At 69.1% G+C, this 20,820-nt stretch carries 21 protein-coding genes and 1 riboswitch; of the genes, 14 read left to right on the forward strand and 7 right to left on the reverse strand.

The window, feature by feature from the left end; translation table 11 throughout:
* Window positions 1-4 precede the first annotated feature (4 nt).
* The gene (locus VF557_05485; GenBank protein HEX8079640.1) at window positions 5-292 is read right to left on the reverse strand and encodes an Lrp/AsnC ligand binding domain-containing protein; all 288 of its coding nucleotides are present in this window, start codon (window positions 290-292) and stop codon (window positions 5-7) included.
* Window positions 289-2,094 (reverse strand): DEDD exonuclease domain-containing protein, encoded by a 1,806-nt coding sequence (locus tag VF557_05490; GenBank protein HEX8079641.1) that lies wholly within the window; start codon window positions 2,092-2,094, stop codon window positions 289-291. The genes VF557_05485 and VF557_05490 overlap by 4 nt, the downstream gene beginning before the upstream one ends.
* Before the next feature lie 288 nt (window positions 2,095-2,382).
* Here VF557_05490 and VF557_05495 point away from each other — a divergent pair, with 288 nt between their 5' ends.
* From VF557_05495 to VF557_05510, 4 genes are all read left to right on the forward strand, one after another.
* Window positions 2,383-2,601, forward strand: a complete 219-nt coding sequence (locus VF557_05495) for a hypothetical protein (protein HEX8079642.1) — start codon at window positions 2,383-2,385, stop codon at window positions 2,599-2,601.
* A 177-nt stretch (window positions 2,602-2,778) separates the two neighbouring features.
* Window positions 2,779-2,931, forward strand: a riboswitch (cyclic di-AMP (ydaO/yuaA leader).
* A gap of 153 nt (window positions 2,932-3,084) precedes the next feature.
* Window positions 3,085-4,086: an NlpC/P60 family protein gene (locus VF557_05500; protein ID HEX8079643.1), complete on the forward strand. Its 1,002-nt coding sequence runs from the start codon at window positions 3,085-3,087 to the stop codon at window positions 4,084-4,086.
* A 46-nt stretch (window positions 4,087-4,132) separates the two neighbouring features.
* Window positions 4,133-5,461, forward strand: coding sequence for a hypothetical protein (locus tag VF557_05505; GenBank protein HEX8079644.1), 1,329 nt, complete (start codon window positions 4,133-4,135; stop codon window positions 5,459-5,461).
* Window positions 5,458-6,585: a glycosyltransferase family 4 protein gene (locus tag VF557_05510; GenBank protein HEX8079645.1), complete on the forward strand. Its 1,128-nt coding sequence runs from the start codon at window positions 5,458-5,460 to the stop codon at window positions 6,583-6,585. Before VF557_05505 ends, VF557_05510 begins: the two co-directional genes overlap by 4 nt.
* An 82-nt stretch (window positions 6,586-6,667) precedes the next feature.
* Here the strand turns inward: VF557_05510 and VF557_05515 are convergent, their stop codons facing one another.
* Window positions 6,668-8,476: an AMP-dependent synthetase/ligase gene (locus VF557_05515; protein ID HEX8079646.1), complete on the reverse strand. Its 1,809-nt coding sequence runs from the start codon at window positions 8,474-8,476 to the stop codon at window positions 6,668-6,670.
* A gap of 92 nt (window positions 8,477-8,568) precedes the next feature.
* Here VF557_05515 and VF557_05520 point away from each other — a divergent pair, with 92 nt between their 5' ends.
* From VF557_05520 to VF557_05540, 5 genes are read left to right on the forward strand one after another with little or no spacing between them, the layout of a single operon-like run.
* The gene (locus tag VF557_05520) at window positions 8,569-8,961 is read left to right on the forward strand and encodes a polyketide cyclase / dehydrase and lipid transport (GenBank protein HEX8079647.1); all 393 of its coding nucleotides are present in this window, start codon (window positions 8,569-8,571) and stop codon (window positions 8,959-8,961) included.
* A 58-nt stretch (window positions 8,962-9,019) separates the two neighbouring features.
* Complete coding sequence (locus tag VF557_05525) at window positions 9,020-9,484, forward strand: SRPBCC family protein (GenBank protein ID HEX8079648.1); 465 nt, start codon at window positions 9,020-9,022, stop codon at window positions 9,482-9,484.
* Between the two features lie 24 nt (window positions 9,485-9,508).
* The gene (locus VF557_05530) at window positions 9,509-10,462 is read left to right on the forward strand and encodes an ROK family glucokinase (protein HEX8079649.1); all 954 of its coding nucleotides are present in this window, start codon (window positions 9,509-9,511) and stop codon (window positions 10,460-10,462) included.
* 44 nt (window positions 10,463-10,506) lie between these two features.
* Window positions 10,507-10,728 (forward strand): ribbon-helix-helix protein, CopG family, encoded by a 222-nt coding sequence (locus tag VF557_05535; protein ID HEX8079650.1) that lies wholly within the window; start codon window positions 10,507-10,509, stop codon window positions 10,726-10,728.
* Window positions 10,719-11,129, forward strand: coding sequence for a PIN domain nuclease (locus VF557_05540; protein ID HEX8079651.1), 411 nt, complete (start codon window positions 10,719-10,721; stop codon window positions 11,127-11,129). Before VF557_05535 ends, VF557_05540 begins: the two co-directional genes overlap by 10 nt.
* Before the next feature lie 20 nt (window positions 11,130-11,149).
* Here VF557_05540 and VF557_05545 read toward each other — a convergent pair whose 3' ends face one another.
* The 3 genes from VF557_05545 to VF557_05555 all read right to left on the reverse strand — a co-directional run bounded on the left by VF557_05545 (window position 11,150) and on the right by VF557_05555 (window position 14,464).
* Window positions 11,150-12,925, reverse strand: coding sequence for a carbohydrate-binding module family 20 domain-containing protein (locus VF557_05545; GenBank protein HEX8079652.1), 1,776 nt, complete (start codon window positions 12,923-12,925; stop codon window positions 11,150-11,152).
* A gap of 183 nt (window positions 12,926-13,108) precedes the next feature.
* Window positions 13,109-13,639, reverse strand: coding sequence for a hypothetical protein (locus VF557_05550; GenBank protein HEX8079653.1), 531 nt, complete (start codon window positions 13,637-13,639; stop codon window positions 13,109-13,111).
* Window positions 13,640-13,861: 222 nt separating this feature from the next.
* The gene (locus VF557_05555) at window positions 13,862-14,464 is read right to left on the reverse strand and encodes a hypothetical protein (GenBank protein ID HEX8079654.1); all 603 of its coding nucleotides are present in this window, start codon (window positions 14,462-14,464) and stop codon (window positions 13,862-13,864) included.
* Between the two features lie 208 nt (window positions 14,465-14,672).
* On the opposite strand from VF557_05555, the gene VF557_05560 reads away from it, so the two are divergent.
* Complete coding sequence (locus VF557_05560) at window positions 14,673-15,194, forward strand: histidine phosphatase family protein (protein ID HEX8079655.1); 522 nt, start codon at window positions 14,673-14,675, stop codon at window positions 15,192-15,194.
* A gap of 208 nt (window positions 15,195-15,402) precedes the next feature.
* Window positions 15,403-17,541, forward strand: a complete 2,139-nt coding sequence (locus tag VF557_05565) for a M14 family zinc carboxypeptidase (GenBank protein ID HEX8079656.1) — start codon at window positions 15,403-15,405, stop codon at window positions 17,539-17,541.
* Window positions 17,542-17,628: 87 nt separating this feature from the next.
* Here the strand turns inward: VF557_05565 and VF557_05570 are convergent, their stop codons facing one another.
* Complete coding sequence (locus VF557_05570; GenBank protein ID HEX8079657.1) at window positions 17,629-19,011, reverse strand: hypothetical protein; 1,383 nt, start codon at window positions 19,009-19,011, stop codon at window positions 17,629-17,631.
* Window positions 19,012-19,088: 77 nt separating this feature from the next.
* On the opposite strand from VF557_05570, the gene VF557_05575 reads away from it, so the two are divergent.
* From VF557_05575 to VF557_05585, 3 genes are all read left to right on the forward strand, one after another.
* Window positions 19,089-19,253, forward strand: a complete 165-nt coding sequence (locus VF557_05575) for a hypothetical protein (GenBank protein ID HEX8079658.1) — start codon at window positions 19,089-19,091, stop codon at window positions 19,251-19,253.
* Window positions 19,240-19,656 (forward strand): DUF4232 domain-containing protein, encoded by a 417-nt coding sequence (locus VF557_05580; protein ID HEX8079659.1) that lies wholly within the window; start codon window positions 19,240-19,242, stop codon window positions 19,654-19,656. Before VF557_05575 ends, VF557_05580 begins: the two co-directional genes overlap by 14 nt.
* 150 nt (window positions 19,657-19,806) lie before the next feature.
* Entirely contained in the window at window positions 19,807-20,571 is a 765-nt protein-coding gene (locus tag VF557_05585) for a S1 family peptidase (protein HEX8079660.1), read from the forward strand.
* Window positions 20,572-20,820 lie beyond the last annotated feature (249 nt).

Raw genomic sequence — 20,820 nt, forward strand, 5'->3', positions numbered from 1 at the left:
GCGGTCACTCCGGGGCTGAGTAGCCGATCGAGAACGCCGACTCCAGGTCGTGCCGGGAGTAAGCCCGAAAGGCCACGTGGGTGTCGGTGCTCAGCACGCCCTCGATCCGGCTCAGCCGGCCGGCGATGACGTCGGCGATCTGCTCGAACTCGCGGACCCGGACGATCGCGATCAGGTCGACGTCACCGGCGACGCTGTACACCTCGCTGACCCCGTCGAGGTCGGCGATGGCCTGGGCCACCTCGGGGATCATGTTCGCCGCGACGCTGACCATGACAATGGTGGTGATCATGCGCTGATCCTAGAACCAGAACCAGAACCAGAACCAGAACCGGACCGGTTGGGCTGGTGCACGACGGGAAGCCGGCGGCGGTCGGCGAACGGCTGAGCGTTGCGCCGCGCCCCGTCGGCCGAGACCAGCCAGCTGCGCAGCCGGGCCGCGCCGGCGGCCGGCGAACTCCAGGGCTGGCTGGCCGAGACCAGCCGGGTGCCTGGCTGGTTGAGCCACCGCAGCAGCAGCTCGGTCTCTTCGACGGTGGCCACGGTGGCCAGGGTCGCCGAGTCAGAGGTGTCGGGGACGACCTCGGCGGTGCTGAGCAGGGTCGCCACCATCGGCATCGGCGACACCCCGCACGCCGCGACCTCGGCTCCCACCAGCCGACCGTGCCGGATCACCACCAGCTCCCAGCCGCCGAGGCCGTCCGGCCGGGCGGCGACCAGTTCGGCCACCCGGGTCAGGGAGACCAGGGCCTGCATGCGGGCGCAGCTGCGCACCAGGGTGGCGATCCGGTCACGCATCACGGCCGCCTCTTCATAACGCTGGGCGACGGCCAGCGCGCTCAACCGGCGCCGCAGCGGCTCGATCAACATCGAGACGTCGGCGTGCCAGGCCTGCACCACGGTGTCGACCAGGCTCGCGTAGTCCTGCGGAGACACCGCGTCCTCGCACGGCGCCGCGCACTTGCCGATCCCGGCGAGCGCGCACGCCCCGCGGACCACCCGGCCCGGCGTCAACCGATCGGTGCATTGCCGCAGTGGCACCGCGTCGTGGATGGCGTCGCGCAACTGCTCGGCCTGCCTGGTCGAGCGCAGCGGGCCGAAGTACTGCGCGCCGTCGGCGCGAGCCTGGTGCACCACCGACAGCCGCGGAAAGGGCTCGCGGGTCAGCTTGAGCCAGATCGTCCGGTCGCTGTTCTTGGATCGCCGGTTGTAGCGCGGCTTGAGCGAGGTGATCAGGCGCAGCTCGCGCACCTGCGCCTCGAGCGGGTGCGCGCAGACGATGGAGGAGACCGATTCGGCCAGCCCGACCATCTCACCCATCCGGCTGCGGGTCTCTGAGGCCACGAAATACTGCCGCACCCGGGTCCGCAGGTCCTTGCTGGTGCCCACGTAGAGCGGGCGTCCGGAGCCGTCGTTGAACAGGTAGACCCCCGGAGCGTGCGGCAGCGCGTCAGCCAGGTGCCGCTTGCGCCGCTGGGCATCGGTGACCTGGGAGGTGAAGGCGCGCAGCTCGGGCAGCGAGTGCACGCCCAGGTTGCCGAGCCGGCCGATCAGGGCGTGCAAGACGTCCACGGTGGCCCGGGCGTCGGTCAGCGCCCGGTGATTGGGCGTGGTCTCGGATCGGAAGAAGCCGGCCAGCGTGCTCAGCTTGCAGTTGGGCACCTCGTCGCGGGTCAGCACCCGGCGGGCCAGCAGCGCGGTGTCGAGCACCGCCGGATTGGGCCAGCTTCGCTCCTGGCGGGCGCAGGCCGCTTTGAGGAAGCCGATGTCGAAGGGCGCGTTGTGGGCGACCAGCACCGCGCCGGCGGCGAATTCCAGGAAGGAGGGAAGCACCGAGGCGATCGACGGGGCGGTGGCCACCATGCGGTCGGTGATACCGGTGAGCACGCTGATGAACGGGCTGATCGGCATGCCGGGATCGACCAGGGTGGCGAATTCGCCGATCACCTCGCCGGCCCGCACCTTGACCGCGCCGATCTCGGTGATCGAGTCCGTCATCGAGGCGCCGCCGGTGGTCTCGAGGTCGACCACCACGAAGGTCGTCGCCAGCAACGGCTCGTCGAGGCAGTCGAGGCTGAGCTGGCCCCGGGTCATCGCGGTCACAATCGAACACGTTAGCGATGAGGTCCGACGAAAGGCAGCCGCAGCGCCGAACTCGTGACCTCGGCAGGTCGGTAAGGCGGGCGACCCTCGGGATGTCCCGCCCCCGACGGGTAGCGATTTCGTCCGGCGGGACGTCTGAAATCGCTACGCGATGCCGCGGCCCCACTTCCGGCGGCAGTCGGCTCGGCCGCTCGCTCAGCTCAAAACTGTCAGTGCCCCTTTCTACGGTGTAGCCATCCTGCGGGAGTACAGCCGCCGGCCAGGAAAGGTGGAAGAGAAATGCTCATCGACTGTGACAGCTGCGCGGCCCGCGACATCAGCTGTGGAGATTGCGTGGTAGCCGTCCTGCTGGGTCCGCACCGCGGTGCCGTCGAACTCGACAGCGCCGAGCAGGACGCGCTCGGCGCGCTGGCCAGCGGGGGGCTGCTACCTCCGTTGCGGCTGGTGCCCACCCGACCTCCAGAAGATTTACCTGGGGTTCACACCGCTATTGCCTGATTTGCGAGGTGGGCGGGTGAGAATTGCCACTCCGACACGGCCAGGCCCGATTGCTTACCGGCAAGAGCGTCACGTAATCTTTCCGAGATCTTCCGGTTCCCGCCTCCCGACGGGAGGCACCGGAAGCACCGCCGAGTCGGCACCGATCAGCAGAGCAGACAGCGCTCTACCGCGTACCTAAGTCTGCAGCTGATTGCCGAACCGGGGACCCAGGTTTTCTGGGGTGAATCGGGGGAGCACGGAGCGTTTACGCTCGGTGCGGACTTCTTCCGTAGGGCAACTTCCAAGCCCGAACCCGACAGCTAACTCGGTAGGCGGTCGAGTGGAAGAGGAGTTCCGCCAACTGTGGCGTTAACTCGTGTCACGCGGCTCGCCCGCACCCTTTTTGCTTCCCTGGTCGTAACCGGCGCCTTGCTGACGGTGCCGCAGGCTGTCCAGGCTGTACCGCGCCCGGAGGCCCCGGCGCCCAAGACCACCACGCAGGTGACCGCCAAGCTGCATGAGCTTGCCAAGTCCAGCGAGAAGCTGGCTGAGCAGCTGAACCAGGCCCACATCGATGTCCGGACGGCCCAGCGCACGGCGGCCCAGGCCACCCAGGCCGCGACCGCCGCCCAGGCGCGGGCCCGCACCGCCCAGCGACTGCTGGCCGCCTCGCTGGCCTCCCAGTACAAGGCCGCCTCGTTCAGCCGGACCGCTGCCCTGCTGGCCAGCAGCTCCACCGACGGCTACCTGCAGACCATCCAGTCGATGAACCTGCTGACCCAGCACCAGAGCACGGTGGCGCGGACGGCGACGAAGGCGATCGCGTCCTCGGACGCCGCCGCCGCTCAGGCCAAGGCCGCGGTGGCCACAGCCGTCGAGAAGCGGGCCCTGATCGGCAAGCGGCAGGCCGAGCTCACCAAGCAGGTGCGCAAGTACAAGGCGCTGCTGGCCACGTTGACCGCCGCCGAGCGGGCCAGGTACCACAACCCGGTTCCGCAGCCGACCCCGGCAGTCGTCGCGCGGGTGGTGAACCGAGCGGTGACCCAGGCGGCGCGGACAACGCAAGCAGCGCAAGCAGCGCCGACGCCGAGGGTGGTCGCTGCGAACCCCGCTCCCGCTCCTCAGGCGGCGCCGCCGGCTCGGTCGTCATCCCGTGGCGCCGGCGCGGCCATCTCTGAGGCCCGCGCGCAGCTCGGCAAGCCCTATTCCTGGGGCGGCAGCGGTCCGGGCAGCTTCGACTGCTCCGGCCTGACCGCCTGGGCCTGGCGCGCGGGCGGTGTCAGCCTGCCGCACAACGCCGCGGCGCAGCAGGGCAGTGGCAGGTCGGTGAGCCGCGGTGAGCTGCAGCCGGGTGACCTGGTGTTCTTCGGATCCCCGGCCTATCACGTCGGGCTCTACGTCGGGGACGGCATGATGATCCACGCCCCGACCACCGGTGACGTGGTCAAGATGTCCTCGATCTCCTACATGAGCGAGTACTCAGGGGCCGTCCGGGTCGGGTGAACGACGTCGGGTGAGCCAGTCAGCTGAATCGAACGGGCGGGAACCGGTGACGGTCCCGCCCGTTCGGCCGTCCCGACGCACGGCCAGCCGCCGGCTGACCGGCCTGGTGCTGGTGCTGGTGCTCGCCGGGCTGGCAGTCCTGCTGGTCCGGCAGGTCCGCACGTCGCCGCCCGAAGCCGCCCCGACCGGCGCGCCGGACTCCGCCGACGTCGCCGCCGTGCTGAGCGTGCTGAACCGGCACGCCGACGCCCTGATCGACCGGGACGCCCGGGCCTGGGCACAAGACCTGGACCAGTCGCCGGCCGCGGCCGGCTACACCGGGCGCCAGCGGCAGGTGTTCTCCAACCTGGCGCAGGTGCCGCTTGCCAGCTGGCGCTACGTCCTGGTCGCACCGGTCACCGATCCGAACGTGCTGGCCCCTGCGGCGGCCCGGCTGGGCGGCCCGGTGGTGATCGTGCACGTTGAACTGCAGTACGCCCTGGCCGGCGTCGATCCGGCGCCGACCGGCAAGCAGCTGTGGCTGACCGGCGTCCGGCGCGGGAACAGCTGGAAGCTGGCGGCCGATGACGACGTGGCAGCCGCCGGCGGCGCGTCCTGGCGCGGTCCGTGGGACTTCGGGCAGCTGCTGGTCCGGCGTGGCGCGCACACCTTGGTGTTGACCCACCCGGCGCACCGGCAGGATGGGCCGGTGTTAGCCGACCTGGTCGAGAAGTCGCTGCCGGCCGTCACGCGGGTCTGGGGCCGCGACTTCAACGACCAGGTTGCGGTGCTGATCCCCGACACCGCCGAGGAGTTCGCGGCGGTCACCGGGGACGACACCGACAGCACCGACCTGGCCGCCGTGACGGTCGCTGACCAGGTGCGCCCGGACGGCACCGTGCTCGGCGCCCGGATCGTGCTCAACCCGAGCACCCTCGGGCGGTTGGACGCCGCCGGTCGCCGGCTGCTGATCAGCCACGAGCTGACCCATATCGCGGCCAGGTCGGTCACCTCCGACCAGATGCCCACCTGGCTGATCGAGGGACTGGCCGACTATGTCGGCAACCTCGGCTCCGGGCTGTCGGTCAGCCGCACCGCCACCGAGCTGGCCGCCGACGTGCGGGCCGGGCAGGTGCCGGCGGCGCTGCCGGCCGACGCCGAGTTCACCGGCGGCAGCCGGCTGCCCCAGGCCTACGAGAAGTCCTGGCTTGCCTGCCGGCTGATCGCGGACCGGGCCGGCCAGGCCGGCCTGGTGCGGTTCTACCGGGTCGTGGCCGCGGCTGCCCGCACCGATCCGGCCACCGCGGTGGCCCTCGGGCTGCGTCAGGTGCTGCGCACCGACCTGGCTGCCTTCACCGCGGCCTGGCGGTCCTACCTGGTCGGCCAGCTGCGATGAGCACCCGCAAGCTGCTGATCGTCACCAATGACTTTCCACCGCGGCAGGGCGGCATCCAGTCCTTCGTCCACGAGCTGGCCCGCAGGCTGCCGGCCGACCAGGTGGCCGTCTACACCTCGGACTACCCGGGCGCCGCGGCGTTCGACGCCGAGCAGGACTTTCCGGTTCGCCGCCATCCGGGTGGCCTGCTGATCCCCACGCCCGCAGCCCGGGGCCGGGTGCTGCAGGCCCGCCGCGATTTCGGCAGCACCTCGGTCTGGTTCGGGGCTTCCGCGCCGCTGGGCCTGCTGGCGGGGCCGCTCCGGCGGGCCGGCGTGCAGCGGATGGTGGCCAGCACGCACGGGCACGAGGCCGGCTGGGCGATGCTGCCGGCGGCCCGCCAGGCGCTGCGCCGGATCGGCAACCAGGTCGACGTGGTGACCTACCTCGCCGAGTACACCCGCCAGCAGCTGGCCGGCGCGTTCGGCCCGCGGGCCACCCTGGTGCAGCTCGCCCCCGGGGTCGACCTCGACACCTTCAGCCCGGCGGTCTCCGGCGCCGCGGTCCGGCAGCGGCACGGTCTGGCCGATCGCCCGGTGGTGGTGTGCGTGTCCAGGCTGGTGCCCCGCAAGGGCCAGGACGTGCTGATCCAGGCGATGCCGGCCATCCTGGCCAGGGTCGAGCAGGCGGCGCTGCTGATCGTCGGCGGCGGCCCGTACGAGAAGCGGCTGCGCGCCCTGGCCCAGCGCGCCGGCGTGGCCGAGCAGGTGGTGTTCACCGGTCCGGTGCCGGCCGCCGATCTGCCCGAGCACTTCGCCGCCGGTGACGTGTTCGCCATGCCGTGCCGGACCCGGCGGCTGGGCATGGACGTCGAAGGGCTGGGGATCGTGTTCCTGGAAGCCTCGGCGACCGGCCTGCCGGTCATCGCCGGGAACTCCGGCGGCGCTCCGGAGACGGTTCGGCAGGGGATCACCGGGCTGGTGGTGGACGGCCACGACGTCGCGGTGGTCGCTGACAAGGTCAGCGGCCTGCTCGTCAATCCTCAGCGGGCCGCCGCGATGGGCACGGCAGGCCGGCACTGGACCGAGCAGTCCTGGCAGTGGAGCACCGCGGCCGACCGGCTGGCCGACCTGCTGCGGCTGTAGCCGGTCGGCACCTCGGCGGCTGCAGTCCGCTCAGCGGGCCGTAGCCGCTCAACGCCCGAGCGGACTACAACCGCTGAGCCGCTCAGCTCCGGCTCGACCCCGAGTACAGGGCAGCGATCTCCCCGGAGCACTCGGTCATCACCAGGTTGCGCTTGAGCTTGAGCGACGGGGTCAGCTGGCCACCGGCCTCGGTCCAGTCCTCGGACAGGATGGTGAACTTCTTGATCGCCTCGGCCTGGGACACCGCCTTGTTGGCGTCGTCGACTGCCTGCTGGACCTCGGCGTGCAGCTCCGGGTCCTGCGCCAGTTCGGCGATGCTGAGCTCGCCCTTGCCGGCCTTCTCGGCCCAGGTCGGCAGCGATTCGGGGTCCAGGGTGATCAGGGCGGCGATGAACGGCTGCTGGTCACCGACCACCAGGCACTGGCTGATCAGCCAGTGCGCCCGGACCCGATCCTCCAGCACCGCAGGCGCCACGTTCTTGCCGGCCGCGGTGACGATCAGCTCCTTCTTGCGTCCGGTGATCGTGACGAAGCCGTCGTCGTCGATCTCACCGATGTCACCGGTGTGGAACCAGGTCTTGCCGTCCCTGTCCTCCAGCACCTCGGCGGTCGCCGTCGGGTTCTTCCAGTACCCCTCGAAGACCACCGGGCCGGCCAGCAGGATCTCGCCGTCATCGGCGATCTGGACGCTCATGCCGGCGACCGGGCGGCCGACCGAGCCGACCTTGATCTTGTCCTCGACGTTGAGGCAGGCGCCGGCGGTGGTCTCGGTCAGGCCGTAGCCCTCGTAGATCGTCACGCCGATGCCGCGGAAGAAGTGCCCGAGCCTGGCTCCCAGCGGCGCACCGCCTGAGATGGCCGCGGTGCACTGGCCGCCGAGCGCGGCCCGCAGCTTGGAGTAGACCAGCTTGTCGAACACCTTGTGCTGCAACCGCAGCCCCAGGCCGGCGTGGCCGCTGTCCATCGCCTCGGAGTGCGCGATCGCGACGGCTTCGGCCCGGTCGAAGATCTTTCCCTTGCCGTCGCCGTGGGCGCGCTGCTTGGCGGTGTTGTAGACCTTCTCGAAGACCCGGGGGACGCTCAGCACGAAGCTGGGCTGGTAGACCGCGAAGTCGGCGATCAGATTCTTGAGGTCGGCGGTGTGGCCCAACGTGCACCCGGTGGCGATGGCGCCCATCTCGATGGCCCGCCCGAACACGTGGGCGATCGGCAGGAACAGCAGCGTCGAGCTGTTGGCGTTGAACAGGTTGCCCAGCCCGCTGGCCACCTCCGACACCTCGGCCAGGAAGTTGAAGTGGGTCAGCTCGCAGCCCTTGGGGCGGCCGGTGGTGCCGGAGGTGTAGATCAGCGAGGCCAGGTCGGCGGGCTTGGTGGCCGCCAGCCGGGCGTGCACCTGGTCGGCCTCGACCGCGGCGCCGGCCGCGGTCAGCTCGGCGACCGCGCCGCCGTCGATCTGCCAGACCTGGCGCAGCCGGGGCGTCTGGTCGCGCGCCTGCTCGACCAGCGCGGCGTGCGCGGCGCTCTCGACCACCACCGACTCGGCGTCGGAGTCGGACAGGATCCACTCGACCTGCTCGGCCGAGGACGTCTCATAGATCGGCACGACCACGCCGCCGACGGCCAGGATCGCGAAGTCGAACAGCGTCCACTCGTAGCGGGTCTTGCTCATCAGGGCGACCCGGTCACCGGGCTGGATGCCGCTCGCGATCAGGCCCCGCGCCACGCCGAGCACCTGCTCGGCGAACTCCGCGGCCGTCACCTCGCTCCAGCCGTCGTCGCCACGGACCTTCAGCGACACCAGGTCAGGCCGCGTTCGGGCATTGTCGAAGACGTACTGGGCGGCGCTGTTCTGTGGCGGCGCACCTGCGCTTGGAATGGTCAGCTCACGCATTCGATTTGCCCTCTCGCAGATGTGTTGGTGCACAGTAGCCCGGGCGGCAGGGTAGTCCAACGATCACCCGCCCGACATGCCATCCTGCCCGAATGCAGCCGCAAGTCCACCTGATAGATCAAACCTGGATCGACGCGCCGGTCGCAAGGGTGTCCGCCGCGGTGGCCGATCCGGTGAACTGGCCGTCCTGGTGGCCCTATCTGCGGCTCACCGTGACCCGGAACCGCGGCCTGAAGGGGGTCCAGTTCGCGGCGGCGCCGGCGCCGGGCAGCGGCTGGCCGGCCTTGTCGGGAACGGTGGAGATCTGGCTCGAGCCGTTCAAGGACGGTGTCATCCTGCATCACTTCGTGCGGCTGGAGCCGGCCGGCGGCCAGCGGCTGCCGGCCCGGGCGGCCCGCCGCTGGAGCCGGCGCGCCGGCTGGCACGCCAAGCAGGTGTTCTGGCGGCTCAAGGACGAGCTGGAAGCCGGCAGCCGGGCCGGGTGACACGGCAGTCGCGGGTCGCCCTCAGCCGCTCGGTGAACTCGGCGGTAACCTTCGCCCCATGGCCGATGAGTCAACCCAGTCGATCACCATCAACGCAGCCCCGCCCGCTGTGATGGCGGTGATCGCCGATTTCGATGCCTACCCGCAGTGGGCCAAGTCGGTGAAGTCCGCCGAGGTCACCGTGCCGGGCCCCGACGGCCGGGCCCGGCAGGTCGCCTTCAAGATCGATGCCGGGGTGATCCGCGACGACTACGAGCTCGCCTATGACTGGAGCGATGACCAGAAGGTGTCCTGGACGCTGGTCACCGGCCAGATGCAGAAGTCCCAGCGCGGCTCGTACACCCTCAAGGCGGTCGGCAGCGGCGCGACCGAGGTGACCTACAACCTCGCCGTCGACCTGGCGATGCCGATGCTGGGCATGCTCAAGCGCAAGGCTGAGAAGGTCGTGATGGACACCGCGCTCAAGGAGTTGAAGAGGCGCGTCGAAACCGGCGATGGCGCCCCGCGTGACCTGCGGGGCTGACCGTCCTGCCGCCGGCGGTCGCTGATGCCGCTGGCGATCGGCGTCGACATCGGCGGCACCAAGGTCGCCGCCGGAGTGGTGGACGACCAGGGCCGGGTGATCGACAGCACCCGGCGCCCGACCCCGGGTAGCGACGTCGCCAGGACCGAGGCCGTCATCGCCGAGGTGGTCAACGAACTGTCGGCGCGGCACCCGGTGTCCGCGGTGGGCATCGGCGCGGCCGGTTGGATCGCCAACGACCGGGCCACCGTGCTGTTCTCCCCGCACCTGGCCTGGCGGGACGAGCCGTTGCGCGACGCGCTGGCCCAGGCCATCGGGGTGCCGGTGGTGGTGGAGAACGACGCCAACGCCGCGGCCTGGGCCGAATACCGCTACGGCGCGGCCCGCGGGGCCCGGGTGGCGGTGATGGTCACCATGGGCACCGGGATCGGCGGCGGCCTGGTGCTGGACGGCGTGCTCTTCCGCGGCGCATACGGGGTGGGTTGCGAGTACGGGCACATGAGCGTGGTTCCGGACGGGCGCCGGTGCGCCTGCGGCAACCGGGGCTGCTGGGAGATGTACGCCTCGGGCCGGGCGCTGGCCCGCGACGCCCGCGAGCTGGCAGACGTCTCGCCGGTGGGCGCCGAGCACCTGATGAGGCTGGCCGGCGGTGATCTGAACCAGCTCACCGGCCAGCTGGTCACCCAGGCGGCCCGGGAGGGCGATCCGGCGGCGGTAGAGATCTACACCGCGATGGGACGCTGGCTGGGCCGGGGCCTGGCCAACCTGGCGGCGGTGATCGACCCGACGGTGTTCGTGATCGGCGGCGGGGTGTCCGAGGCCGGTGACCTGCTGCTGGGCCCGGCCCGGCAGGCGTTCGGCGAGAGCCTCACCGGTCGCGGCTTCCGGCCGGCGGCCGACATCCTGCTGGCCGAGCTGGGCCCGCAGGCGGGGCTGGTGGGCGCCGCGGACCTGGCCCGCCTGGAAGCCGCTCGCTAAGATCACTTAGCGTGATAGCGTATGATATCGCGCAGGAGGCCAGAATGAGCGATGTGCTGATCCGAGACGTGCCCGACGAGGTGATCGCGGCGATCGACTCCCATGCCCGCAGGTTGGGACTGTCGCGCAGTGAGTACGTTCGCAGGCGGTTGGCTCAGGACGCCGCGTCGTCCCGGCTGCGGGTGGCTGTCGCTGACCTCGATGCGTTCTCACGATCTTTTGCCGACCTCGCTGATCCGGACGTGATGGATCAGGCGTGGACCTGACACCTTGGCTCATTGACAAGTCGGCCCTCATCCGCCTGACAGCAAGCGTGGATGCTGAGGACTGGGCGGGTCGGATCGAGCGAGGACTGGTTCGGATTTCCACCGTGACCCGGCTGGAAGTCGGGTACTCAGGTAGATCCGGAAGTGAGATTCGGTCCGCCTTCCTCGAAGCTCCGTTGGCATCCATGCCGGTGGAGTACCTCACGCCGGCCATCGAGGACCGCGCCGTCGAGGTTCTCCTGCAGTTGGCTGATCGAGGCCTCCACCGAGCGCCTTCGATTCCGGATCTGATCATCGCGGCAACGGCTGAGCTCGCAGGCCTGGTCGTTCTGCATCTTGACAAGGACTTCGAACTCATCGCTGACCTCACCGGCCAGCAGGTCGAGCGGCTGAGGGCCTGACCAGTCGAGTGGACTCCCGGCTATTGCCAGCTGTTGTTCAGGGTCAGCGTCGAGCCGGCGCCGGTGTTCGCCGTCCGGTTGCCCAAGCCTTCCCAGGTGACCGAGCCGTCCGGGTTCTTCTTGATGTACTTGAACTGGATGGCGGTGTTCTTCGGCAGCCACACGGTGCCGGACCAGACCGGGTAGCCGCCTGAGGACAGCGCGGTGGCCAGGTTGGTGTTCCAGACGCCCAGCAGCGGGTGATCGCCGACCAGGAACACGTTCTGGCCGTAGGCGGTGGGCGCGTTGACGTTGAAGCTCACCGCGACCGCGCTGCTGGTGCTGGCGGTGGAGTAGCTGTGGAAGGCGACCGCGCTCTGCGCCGGCACCGTGATGGTGGCCGCGCCCGAGCTGTTCACGGTGACCAGCGGGCCGGTGCAGGTGGTGCCGGAGGCGCTGCCGTGGATCACGTCGCAGTACGTGCCGGCGGCCATTCCGGTGGTGAAGGTTCGGGTCACCGCGGCGTAGGTGTTGTTGATCGTCACGAAGCCGGCCGAGCCGCGACTGAAGGAGATGACGTTGTTGCCGTCGCTCCACCAGTTGGCCACCGGCTTGCCGGCCACCGCGTTGTGCCAGCCCACCATGCCCAGCGTCGCCTGCTGGCGGTGCTGGCACAGCCAGGTGCCGATGCTGCCGCAGTCGGCGGCCGTGACCATGCCGGTGGAGGCGGACGGCGGCCCCTGGTCGTGGCCTGAGTAGGTGAAGCTGGAGTAGACCTGCGGCGCGCCGTACCCCCAGGCCAGGGAGAAGATGTTGGCCAGCTGGTAGGTCGAGCCGTGCTTGTAGTTGAGCGTCGAGCCGTCGCGGGCGGTGTCGTGGTTGTCGACGAAGGTGACGGACTTGTTGCTCGGCTCCATGCCCCAGCTCTGGCCGAACGTCTGCAGGTTGGCGATGCTGCCTTGGAACTGCTCCTTGAGCTTCCTGCCGTAGGTGAACTCCAGGACGCTGCCGTTGGCGTGGTAGGCGGGCCAGTCGACCGCTCCGCCGGGGATGACCTCTTGGTAGAGGAAGTTGGGACGGCTCAGCTGGGCCTTGATGGCGGCGATGTCGGCGGCGTTGATGTGCTTGGCGGCGTCGAGGCGGAACCCGTCGACGCCCAGGCTGAGAAGGTCGTTGAGGTAGGCGGCGAGCTTGCCGCGCACGTAGGAGCTGGCGGTGCGCAGGTCCGAGAGCTGGAGCAGCTCGCACTTCTGCACCTGGGTCTGGCTGTTGTAGTCGTGGATCTGGCCGTCGGCGTTGGGGCAGTCGCCGGGGTAGTGGTGGAAGTCCTGGCTGCCGTACAGCCCCGGGTAGGTGTACTTGTTGGTGAACGTGGTGCCGGCGTAGCCGGTGTTTCCCTGGCCGGTCATGTGGTTGAGCACCGCGTCGGCGTAGACCTTGACTCCGGCGTTGTGGCAGGCGGTGACCATGGCCGCGAACGCCGCGCGGTTGCCCAGCCGGCCGCTGATCTGGTAGCTGACCGGCTGGTAGACCTCCCACCACGGGTGGCCCGCGCTGCCCAGGGTCACCGATTCCTGCGGCGGCGCCACCTGGACCCCGCCATAGCCGTTGGGGCCGAGCACGGTGGTGCACTCGTTGGCGACCGAGCTCCAGTTCCACTCGAAGAGGTTGGCGATCACGTCGCCGCGCGGCGGGGTGCCGGCCGCGGCTGCCGGCGCGGCGCCGGTGAACACCACCGCGATCAGGGCGGCTGCCGCCATCATGCCGGCGGCGAGGCTCGCGCCGAGGGTGGACCGGGTACGGCGACGACGGGGCATCGTTACTCCTCAAACGGAACGCGGCGGATGCGACGGGCCGTTCGCGGGTTGTACGGGTAAATCCGACCAAATCGTGCACGTGCCCAGAGCAAGCTTAGCGCTGAAAACGCCCACGTCCAGGCTTGGACGTGGGCGTTCTCAGAGAAGCCGGACAGCCGCCGACGCGACGGCTGGTTCAGCGCGTCACAGATCGTTGGACGAGCCTTGCGAGTCCCAGTAGCGCCAACCGACGCTGGTCAGGCTGTACGCCGTCAGCGCCCCGCTCTTGGTCGTCGTGGGGTAGCGGCTGGCCATGCTTTCGTCGCAGGCCCAACGGGTCTGGTTGTACGTCCCGGAGGTCTGGAGTTTGTAGGTGCCGTAGCTCGCGTACGCGGTGGTGAGCGGCGGGACCGGCGCGCTGAAGGACGAGGTGGTGTTGACGGTGATGCTGCTACTGGTGGTCCTTGTCTGCGCCGAGTTCACCCCGAGAGTGACGATGCCGAGGTTGATCCCGCCCGAGAACGTGGTGGTGGTCGAGTAGGTGGTGCTGTACGTGGCGGTGTGGGAGTAGCTCTCGTTCCAGGTGACCGTGGTGCTGCTGCTGCCGTTCTGGAAGCTCCTGGTCGGGATGACGGGCGTTTGGGTGACGCTGCCGACATTCTGCACGTCGTACCAGTTGTTGTAGCACCAGCCGCCGATCGGCACGTTGGCGTAGGCCGCCGTTGGCATTGCCATCATGCCGGCGCTGACGCCGACAGCCGCGGCCACTGCTGTCACGGTCCTGCGCAGCCGGCGCGGGTGGGCACTCTTTGCTGATCTGATCCTCACGTAAATTTCTCCCTCGGACTGGCGAATAGGTGGAATGCCTTCGAATCATGGATAAAATGCGGAACAGGCGCGCGAACCGTGAAGGGGCCGCCAGAGCTGACGAGACGGCTCCCTTCACGGTTCAGCGCATTACAGCTCGCTGGACGAGCCCCTCGAATCCCAGTAGTGCCAACCGATGCTGGTCAGGGTGTACGCGGTCAGCGCCCCACTCTGGATGGTGTAGTAGCTGCCGTCGTCGCAGCCGTAACGCTCCTTGTAGTACGTCCCGGAGGTCTGGAGCTTGTAGGTGCCGTAGGTCGCGTAGGCGGTGGTGAGCGGCGGGACCGGCGCGCTGAAGGACGAGGTCGTGTTCACGGTGATGCTGGTGCTGGTGGTCCTGGTCTGCGCCGAGTTCACCCCGAGAGTGACGATGCCGAGGCTGACGCCGCCCGTGAACGTGGTGGTGGTCGAGTAGGTGGAGGTGTAGGTGGCGGTGTGGGAGTAGCTCTCGTTCCAGGTGACTGTGGTGCTGCTGCTGCTGTTCTGGAAGCTCCTGGTCGGGATCAGGGGCGTGTGGGCGACGCTGCCGACACTCGCCACGTCGTACCACGCGTTGAAGCACCAGCCGCCGGGTGGAATGGCGTGTGCCGCCGTCGGCGCGGCCATCATGGCGGCGCTGACGCCCACAGCCACGGCTAATGCCGTCATCATCCTGCGCAGCCGGCGCGGCTGGACGCTTTCTTCAGACCTCAATCTCACGGGTTCTCCTTGGGCTGGAAACGGTAGAAATGCCTCGCAAAGGCGGATGCAGGGTGAAATGATGACACGGATGTAACCGTATGACTACCCTCTGTTACCAATAAAAAAGACAAGTATCGGTAACGGTGACTGCGGCGCTTTTCGGGCCAGCTATCCCTGTCAGGCGTGGGCCCCTGCCGCCTGGATCTGCCAGACTCCCCCGGTGACCGGACGGCGGCTCATCCTGATCAGGCACGCGAAGGCCGAGGCCGGCGCGGTCGACCTCGAACGCCCGCTGGCTCCTCGCGGTGAGTCCGACGCGGCGGCCGCGGGTCGGCTGCTGGCCCGGGCCGGTGTCGTGCCCGACCGTGCGGTGCTGTCACCGGCCAGGCGGGTGCGCCAGACCTGGGACGCGGTGCGGGCCGGTCTTGCCGTTCCGGTCGAAGTCCTCGTCGACGAGCGGGTCTATCACAACGACGTGGCCACGCTGTTCCAGGTCGTCGCTGACGCCGAGGCCGAGGCCGGCGCCATCGGCTGTTTGGCGCTGGTGGGGCACAACCCCTCGTTCGCGGAGTTCGCCATCACGCTGGACGACGGTCAGGGCGATCGGGACGCTCGCCAGCGGCTGCGGGCCGGTTACCCGACCAGCGGCGTCGCCGTCTTCGAGCTGACCGGCGGATGGGACGCGCTGGCGCCGAAGTCGGCGACCCTGCGCAGCTTCGACATCGCCCGCGGCACTGCGTGAGAGCCCGTCGGGATCGTTATCAAAGTCGGTATCAGGCGACGCTCGAACCCGAAGAAACGGCCTTGTGGCCAGCAAGAATTGTTATCGAGATTTGTATTAAAAACCGACAATTGCCAGATATATATAGCCGCGCGTAGGTTAGGCCGCCATCTGCACATCGGTTGGAGGTTCCATGCGTCGTTCTCGTTATCTCGTCATCGCACTCGCCATGAGCACCGTCGCCCTGGGGGTGACTGACACGGCGGGATCGGCGCCGGTCACCCCGGCCAAACCGGCCGCGGCGCAGCTGGCGCCGGCCGACACCGCGCTGGTGACCCTGCAGGTGGCCAACCGGGCCCAAGCCGAGGCGCTGATCGCATCCGGCACCGACCTGCCGGTGCGCAAGCTGCCCGGCGGCGCCTACCGGGTCGACCTGGTGGTCACCGGCGCGCGGCTTGCCACGCTGACCAGCCGGGGAGCCCGTCTCGTCCGGATCATCCAACGCGAGGGGGACGGCACGGCCAGGTACGCCGAGAGCGTGCAGGCCGCGCGGGCCAAGGCCGGCCAGGCCTCGGCCAGGACCGGTCTCGCGGCGGCGGATGCCACCGTCATGGCCGGCCCCACCGCCGTCAACACCGACACCCTGCACTTCCAGCAGGGCTACTGGTGGACGAGCAAGGGCCAGACCTTCGTCAGCGCCAAGGTCGCCACCACCGCGACCGAGGATCCCGACGTCCAGATCACCATCACCTGGCGCACTGCCGATGGCAGGACCGGCTCCTTCGCATTGCAGCGCTACGTCGACGCCAACGAGTACCAGCACCACTACGTGTTCTTCCCGGAGCCGGTGCCGGCCAAGCCGGTGTCGCTGACAGCGAGGTCGAGCCGCGGCGGTAGCGCTCAGATGACCCCACGGGCCTGGCTCGGCGCGAAACCCCCGCCGACGCCGACCGGCTACCAGCAGGACTTCATCACCCAGTACATGACTCCGACGGACGTCAAGGCGCGCATCCAGCGACTGGCGCGTCAGTACCCGTCCCTGCTCGACGTGATCAACCTGCCGAACAAGACCCAGGGCTACCGCCGCACGGCCTCGGGCTACCTCGGCGATCCGGCCAAGGCCGCGATCGTCGTGGAGACCAGGCAGTTCGGCGACCAGGGCGGCAACGGCGTGCAGGTCCGAACCATCAAGCCGACCGGGCCGAACCATCCGCTCACCGCGCGCTACGCAAAGCGCGTCCTCACCGTCACCCTGGCCACCGGAAAGAACCGCGCCGTCACCAGCACCACCGGCCAGGTCGCGGCCATCATCAGGGACCGGCTCGGATCCACCTTCCGCGCCTTCGTCGAGAACGGCTCGGCCGGCAAGATCATGCCGGTCGCCGGACCGACCGTGTTGAGCGACCGTCTCAAGGCAGGTCCCGAGGTCCCGCGCGCGCCGTGGACGGTGCAGGCGCTGCGGATCGGCGCGCACCGCGACGGCTCCCGCATCGGGGTGCTGGCCTACTCGCAGGAGCACGCGCGCGAGTGGGCGACGCCGCTGGTCACGATGGAGTTCGCCGAGCGTTTGCTGGCCAATTACGCCACGGACCCGAAGACCCGCGCGCTGCTCGACCAGGTCGACGTCTTCGTGGTGCCGGTCACCAACCCCGACGGCGCCAACTACTCGTTCCACGACTTCAACATGCAGCGCAAGAACCTGCGCAACTATTGCACGGGCGCGCAGCGCGACCCGGTCCACCGCAATGACTGGGGCGTGGACATCAACCGCAACTACGCGGTCGGATCGCTGTTCGACGGTTACTTCGGCGCCAGTCTGGACTGCCTGAACGAGGTGTCCTCGGGCCCGGCGGAGCTGTCGGAGCCGGAGAGCCGCAACATCATCGCCTTCGCAAAGGCGCATCCGAACATCAAGTACGCGATGAACGTGCACTCCTACGGAGGCGCCTTCATGTGGCCGCCGGGGGCGTACAAGCTCGATGGCCGGATCACCCTGCCGCGTCCCTCGATCGAGGAGTCGGCGCACTTCCAGGCGGCCGCGCGGCAGATCGTGACGTCGATCGCGGCCTATCGCGGAACGGTCACCTGGCCGGCGTTCACCGGGCCGCTCGCCGACGTGCTGTACTCGGCGGCCGGAAACTCGGCCGACCAGCTGTACTACGAGCAGGGCATCTTCGCGTGGGACTTCGAGGTCGGCAGCTTCCTCTGGAACTCCGCGACCCGGGAGTGGGAGGGCGTCGGTTTCCAGCCACCGTATGCGGAGGCCCACGCTGAGGCGATGGAGTACGCCTCAGGCCTGATGCAGCTGGTGCGGGTGGCGGCCGAGTACCAGCGGACCCACCCGACGGTGGCCACCGTCCGCCGCTGAGGCGCGAGCATTGATCGCGGTTCCCCCGCCACGGCCAGTGCCGCCGGGGGAGCCGCGATCAGCCGCGCTCAGGTCGGGTTCGGGCTCTCAGCCCAGTTCGTGGAAGCAGCAGGAGCCGGTCGCGCCGGACACCATGTTCAGCACCGCGTTCTGGGACTCGGCCGGGCCGCCCCGCAGGTACATCCCGGAGTAGCCGCGGGCGCCGAGGAAGGCGCCCCACACGAGCAGCCACTCGGTGAGGCCGTCGTCGGAGGGGAACAGCTCGGTGTGCGGGTGGATCCGCCGCTGCAGCACGAACTGCTCGTTCATTGACTCCTCCAGCAGCCTGGCCCACTTCTCGGGCTCGGTCTGCCAGCCCGGTGTCACGCCGGCGCCGCCGTGCAGCATCACCGGCTTGAGGATCAGCTCCTCGCGCTCGGCGATGGCGTACTCCTCGAGCAGTACGGTGCGACCGGCCACCGTCACCGGCCCGTGCCGGACCGTCCGGGTCCAGGGCAGGATCCGGTCCAGGCAGTCCAACTCCTCATCGCTGAACACGCCGCGGTTGGCCTCGTCGGACAGCAGCGCCAGCGCGCCCTTGCTGCCGTAGAGCTCGGCGTCCATCGGCGAGAAGATCTTCACCTTGTCCCGCTCGGCGGCCCTGAGCACCGGCTCGATCAGCGCCGGGCCGGTGGGGTCGAGCAGGTCCTCGATCAGGAACAGCCGGTAGATGACGTCGACCTTGCGCTCGCCCAGCCACACGTCGAACTGCTCGTCGACCCGCAATTGCCCGAGGTGGCAGGCGAAAGCATCCATGCCGAGCTTGGTCAGGGCGGCCGCGTTCTTGTGCAGTTGCGATTCCAGCTCGGGGTAGCTGGCCGGCCAGTCGCAGAACGCCACAGTGGGGCGGGCGTCCGGGCTGGCGCAGCATTCGGCGAGCAAGGTCTGACCGACCTCGACCATGGTGTCGACATAGCCCAGGTTGTGCTCGGCGGCGAACTCGGCCAGGAACGGCTGCGCCAGCATCGCCCGGATCAGGCCGCCGCTGTCGATGCCGCCCAGGGCGGCGCTCATGTTCAGCTCCAGCACCTTGAAGCCGGTGTCATCGACGTAGAGGTCGGCCCGCGACAGCCGGCTCGGCGCGTTGCCGCGGCCCCGGACGATCGCGTCCACCTGCTGCTGGGGCACCCCGGTGGCCAGCGCGAATGCTCCGAGATCGCCGCCGAAGAGGCGGTCGGGCAGGCCGGTCACGCATCGGAACAGCGTCTCGAGGTCGGCCTCGAGCCGCCGCACCTGCTCGCGTTCCAGCAAGCCGGGTCGGGTCAGGCAGCGGCCGTCGAAGTGGGTGCCCACGGTGACCGGTTGCACGGCGGCGTGAAACTCACTCGCCTTCAGCCCGCTGGCCTGAAACGCGGCCAGGTACTTCTCGGTGAGCTCGTTGTGGTGGACCTGGCTGCGTGCTGATCCCGCTGCCTGTGCCGACTCGATCACGATCTAACTCCAATTCTGTGACCGCCGGCATGGATGTCAATGACTGCATTTCACCGGCGTCCACAGGCTAACCCGCGATGAAGAAGCTGGACAGACCATCAATCAATTTCGGCGAAAAATACGAGGACATCAAATTAACTCTCAACCATATGCACATCATGTGCAGTCACCCCGGTGCGGCCGGCGGCTGGGTTGCCGCGCTCGGGGCGAAGGGTGAATGCTGCAGGGATGACCGATACTGATGCCACCGAGGCCGGGCCTGACGACGTCGAGTTCTCGCTCAACTGGCAGGACGAGGACGGGGCTCTCAAGGGCGCGCTCCAGGCCCGCAACGTCAGCGAGCACCGCGTCCGGCTGTCCGGCAAGCCCCACCTCATCCCGCTGGATGCCGACGGGAACCCTCTTGAGGCCGAATCGATCATGACCTTGGAGCTCAGGCTTCCCGGCTATGCCGAACTCGGTCCTGGCGAGTCGGCGACCTCGCAGGTCGGGTGGGCGGGCTGGGACGGCCCGGCTGCCGGCGGGATCGTTCGGATCGAGTGGTCCGGTGGGCAGGCCGACGTGCCGGCCGCGGGGCCCCGGCAGCCGTCGGAGACGGGTCCCGCCACCAATCTGTGGAGCTCCTGGTTCGACACTGATGCCTAGCTTGTCCGGATAAGTAGGCATACGCTCAGGCTGAGTTCGTCAACAGCCTCTCCTGCTTCCCTGCCAGCTCTGGTGGCGCACCGGTGAAAAGGCCTGCCGAGCCCATGGGCGCGCTATTCGGCCGCTCATCCCTGGATGAGGAGGCTCGCAGTGAGACCCACCCGCACAGCTGTCCGCGCCGGCGCGCTCGGGGTCACCGTCGGCATGCTGGCGGCGGGCGCCCTGTTCCACGCTCCCGCCGCCCAAGCCGCCCCATCGGCAGTCACCCCGGCCGTGGTCGCGGCGCCGGTCCCCCAGCCGGGCCCGCACCAAGCCCATGCCTTCACCGTCAGCGCTACGAGCCCCCAGGGCGGTGACCCCTTCTCCGGTTCATGGGGGCGCTGCGCGATCGGCTTCAATGTGCGCAACAGCAGCAACGTGTACTACTTCCTGACCTCCCGGCAATGCGGCGGCAGCGTCGGCACTGTCGTTTATTCCGACTTCTCGCGCACCCGGGTGCTGGGGACCACGGCCGGCGTCAGTCCTGCGGACAAGGACTATTCGATCGTGAAGTACGCCACCGGCATCACCCCGCTCGGCACCGTCAATATCTACAACGGCGCCAGCCATGACATCACGTCGGCCGCTGCCGCCTATGTCGGTGAGCCGGTGAAGCGCAGCGGCGGCGCCACCGGTCTCCGCAGCGGCACTGTGACCGCGGTCAACGTCACGGTGAACTACGCCACGGGCCCGGTCAGGGGTCTGATCAGGACCAACATCTGCGCTGAAGGCGGCGACGTGGGTGGCCCGCTGTTCGACGGCGGCAAGGCGCTGGGCCTGACCTCAGGTGGTAGTGGCAACTGCACCTACGGCGGAACGACCTACTTCCAGCCGGTCACCGAGCCGCTGGCGGTGTACGGCGTCACCGTCTTCTAGTCCCTTCATCGGCTCGGGAGAGCAGGTTGAGAAGCGCTGTGAAAAACGGGGCTCAGGAGCAAGATGTGAAATGAGTAAATCGTTGTAGTCACTGATTGTTTATCTTGTCTGCACTTCTTATCTGCTACAACAAGCTCTATCTCGGATTGGTCTCTTTCACTGCGCTCGTGTGGTTTTCCCCCCAACCGCACCTGTTCAGCGGAACAGCCTGCCGAGCCACCTGAGCGAGCTACCCCGGCCCGCTCACCC

The organism is Jatrophihabitans sp., assembly GCA_036389035.1.
GTDB lineage: Bacteria > Actinomycetota > Actinomycetes > Mycobacteriales > Jatrophihabitantaceae > Jatrophihabitans_A.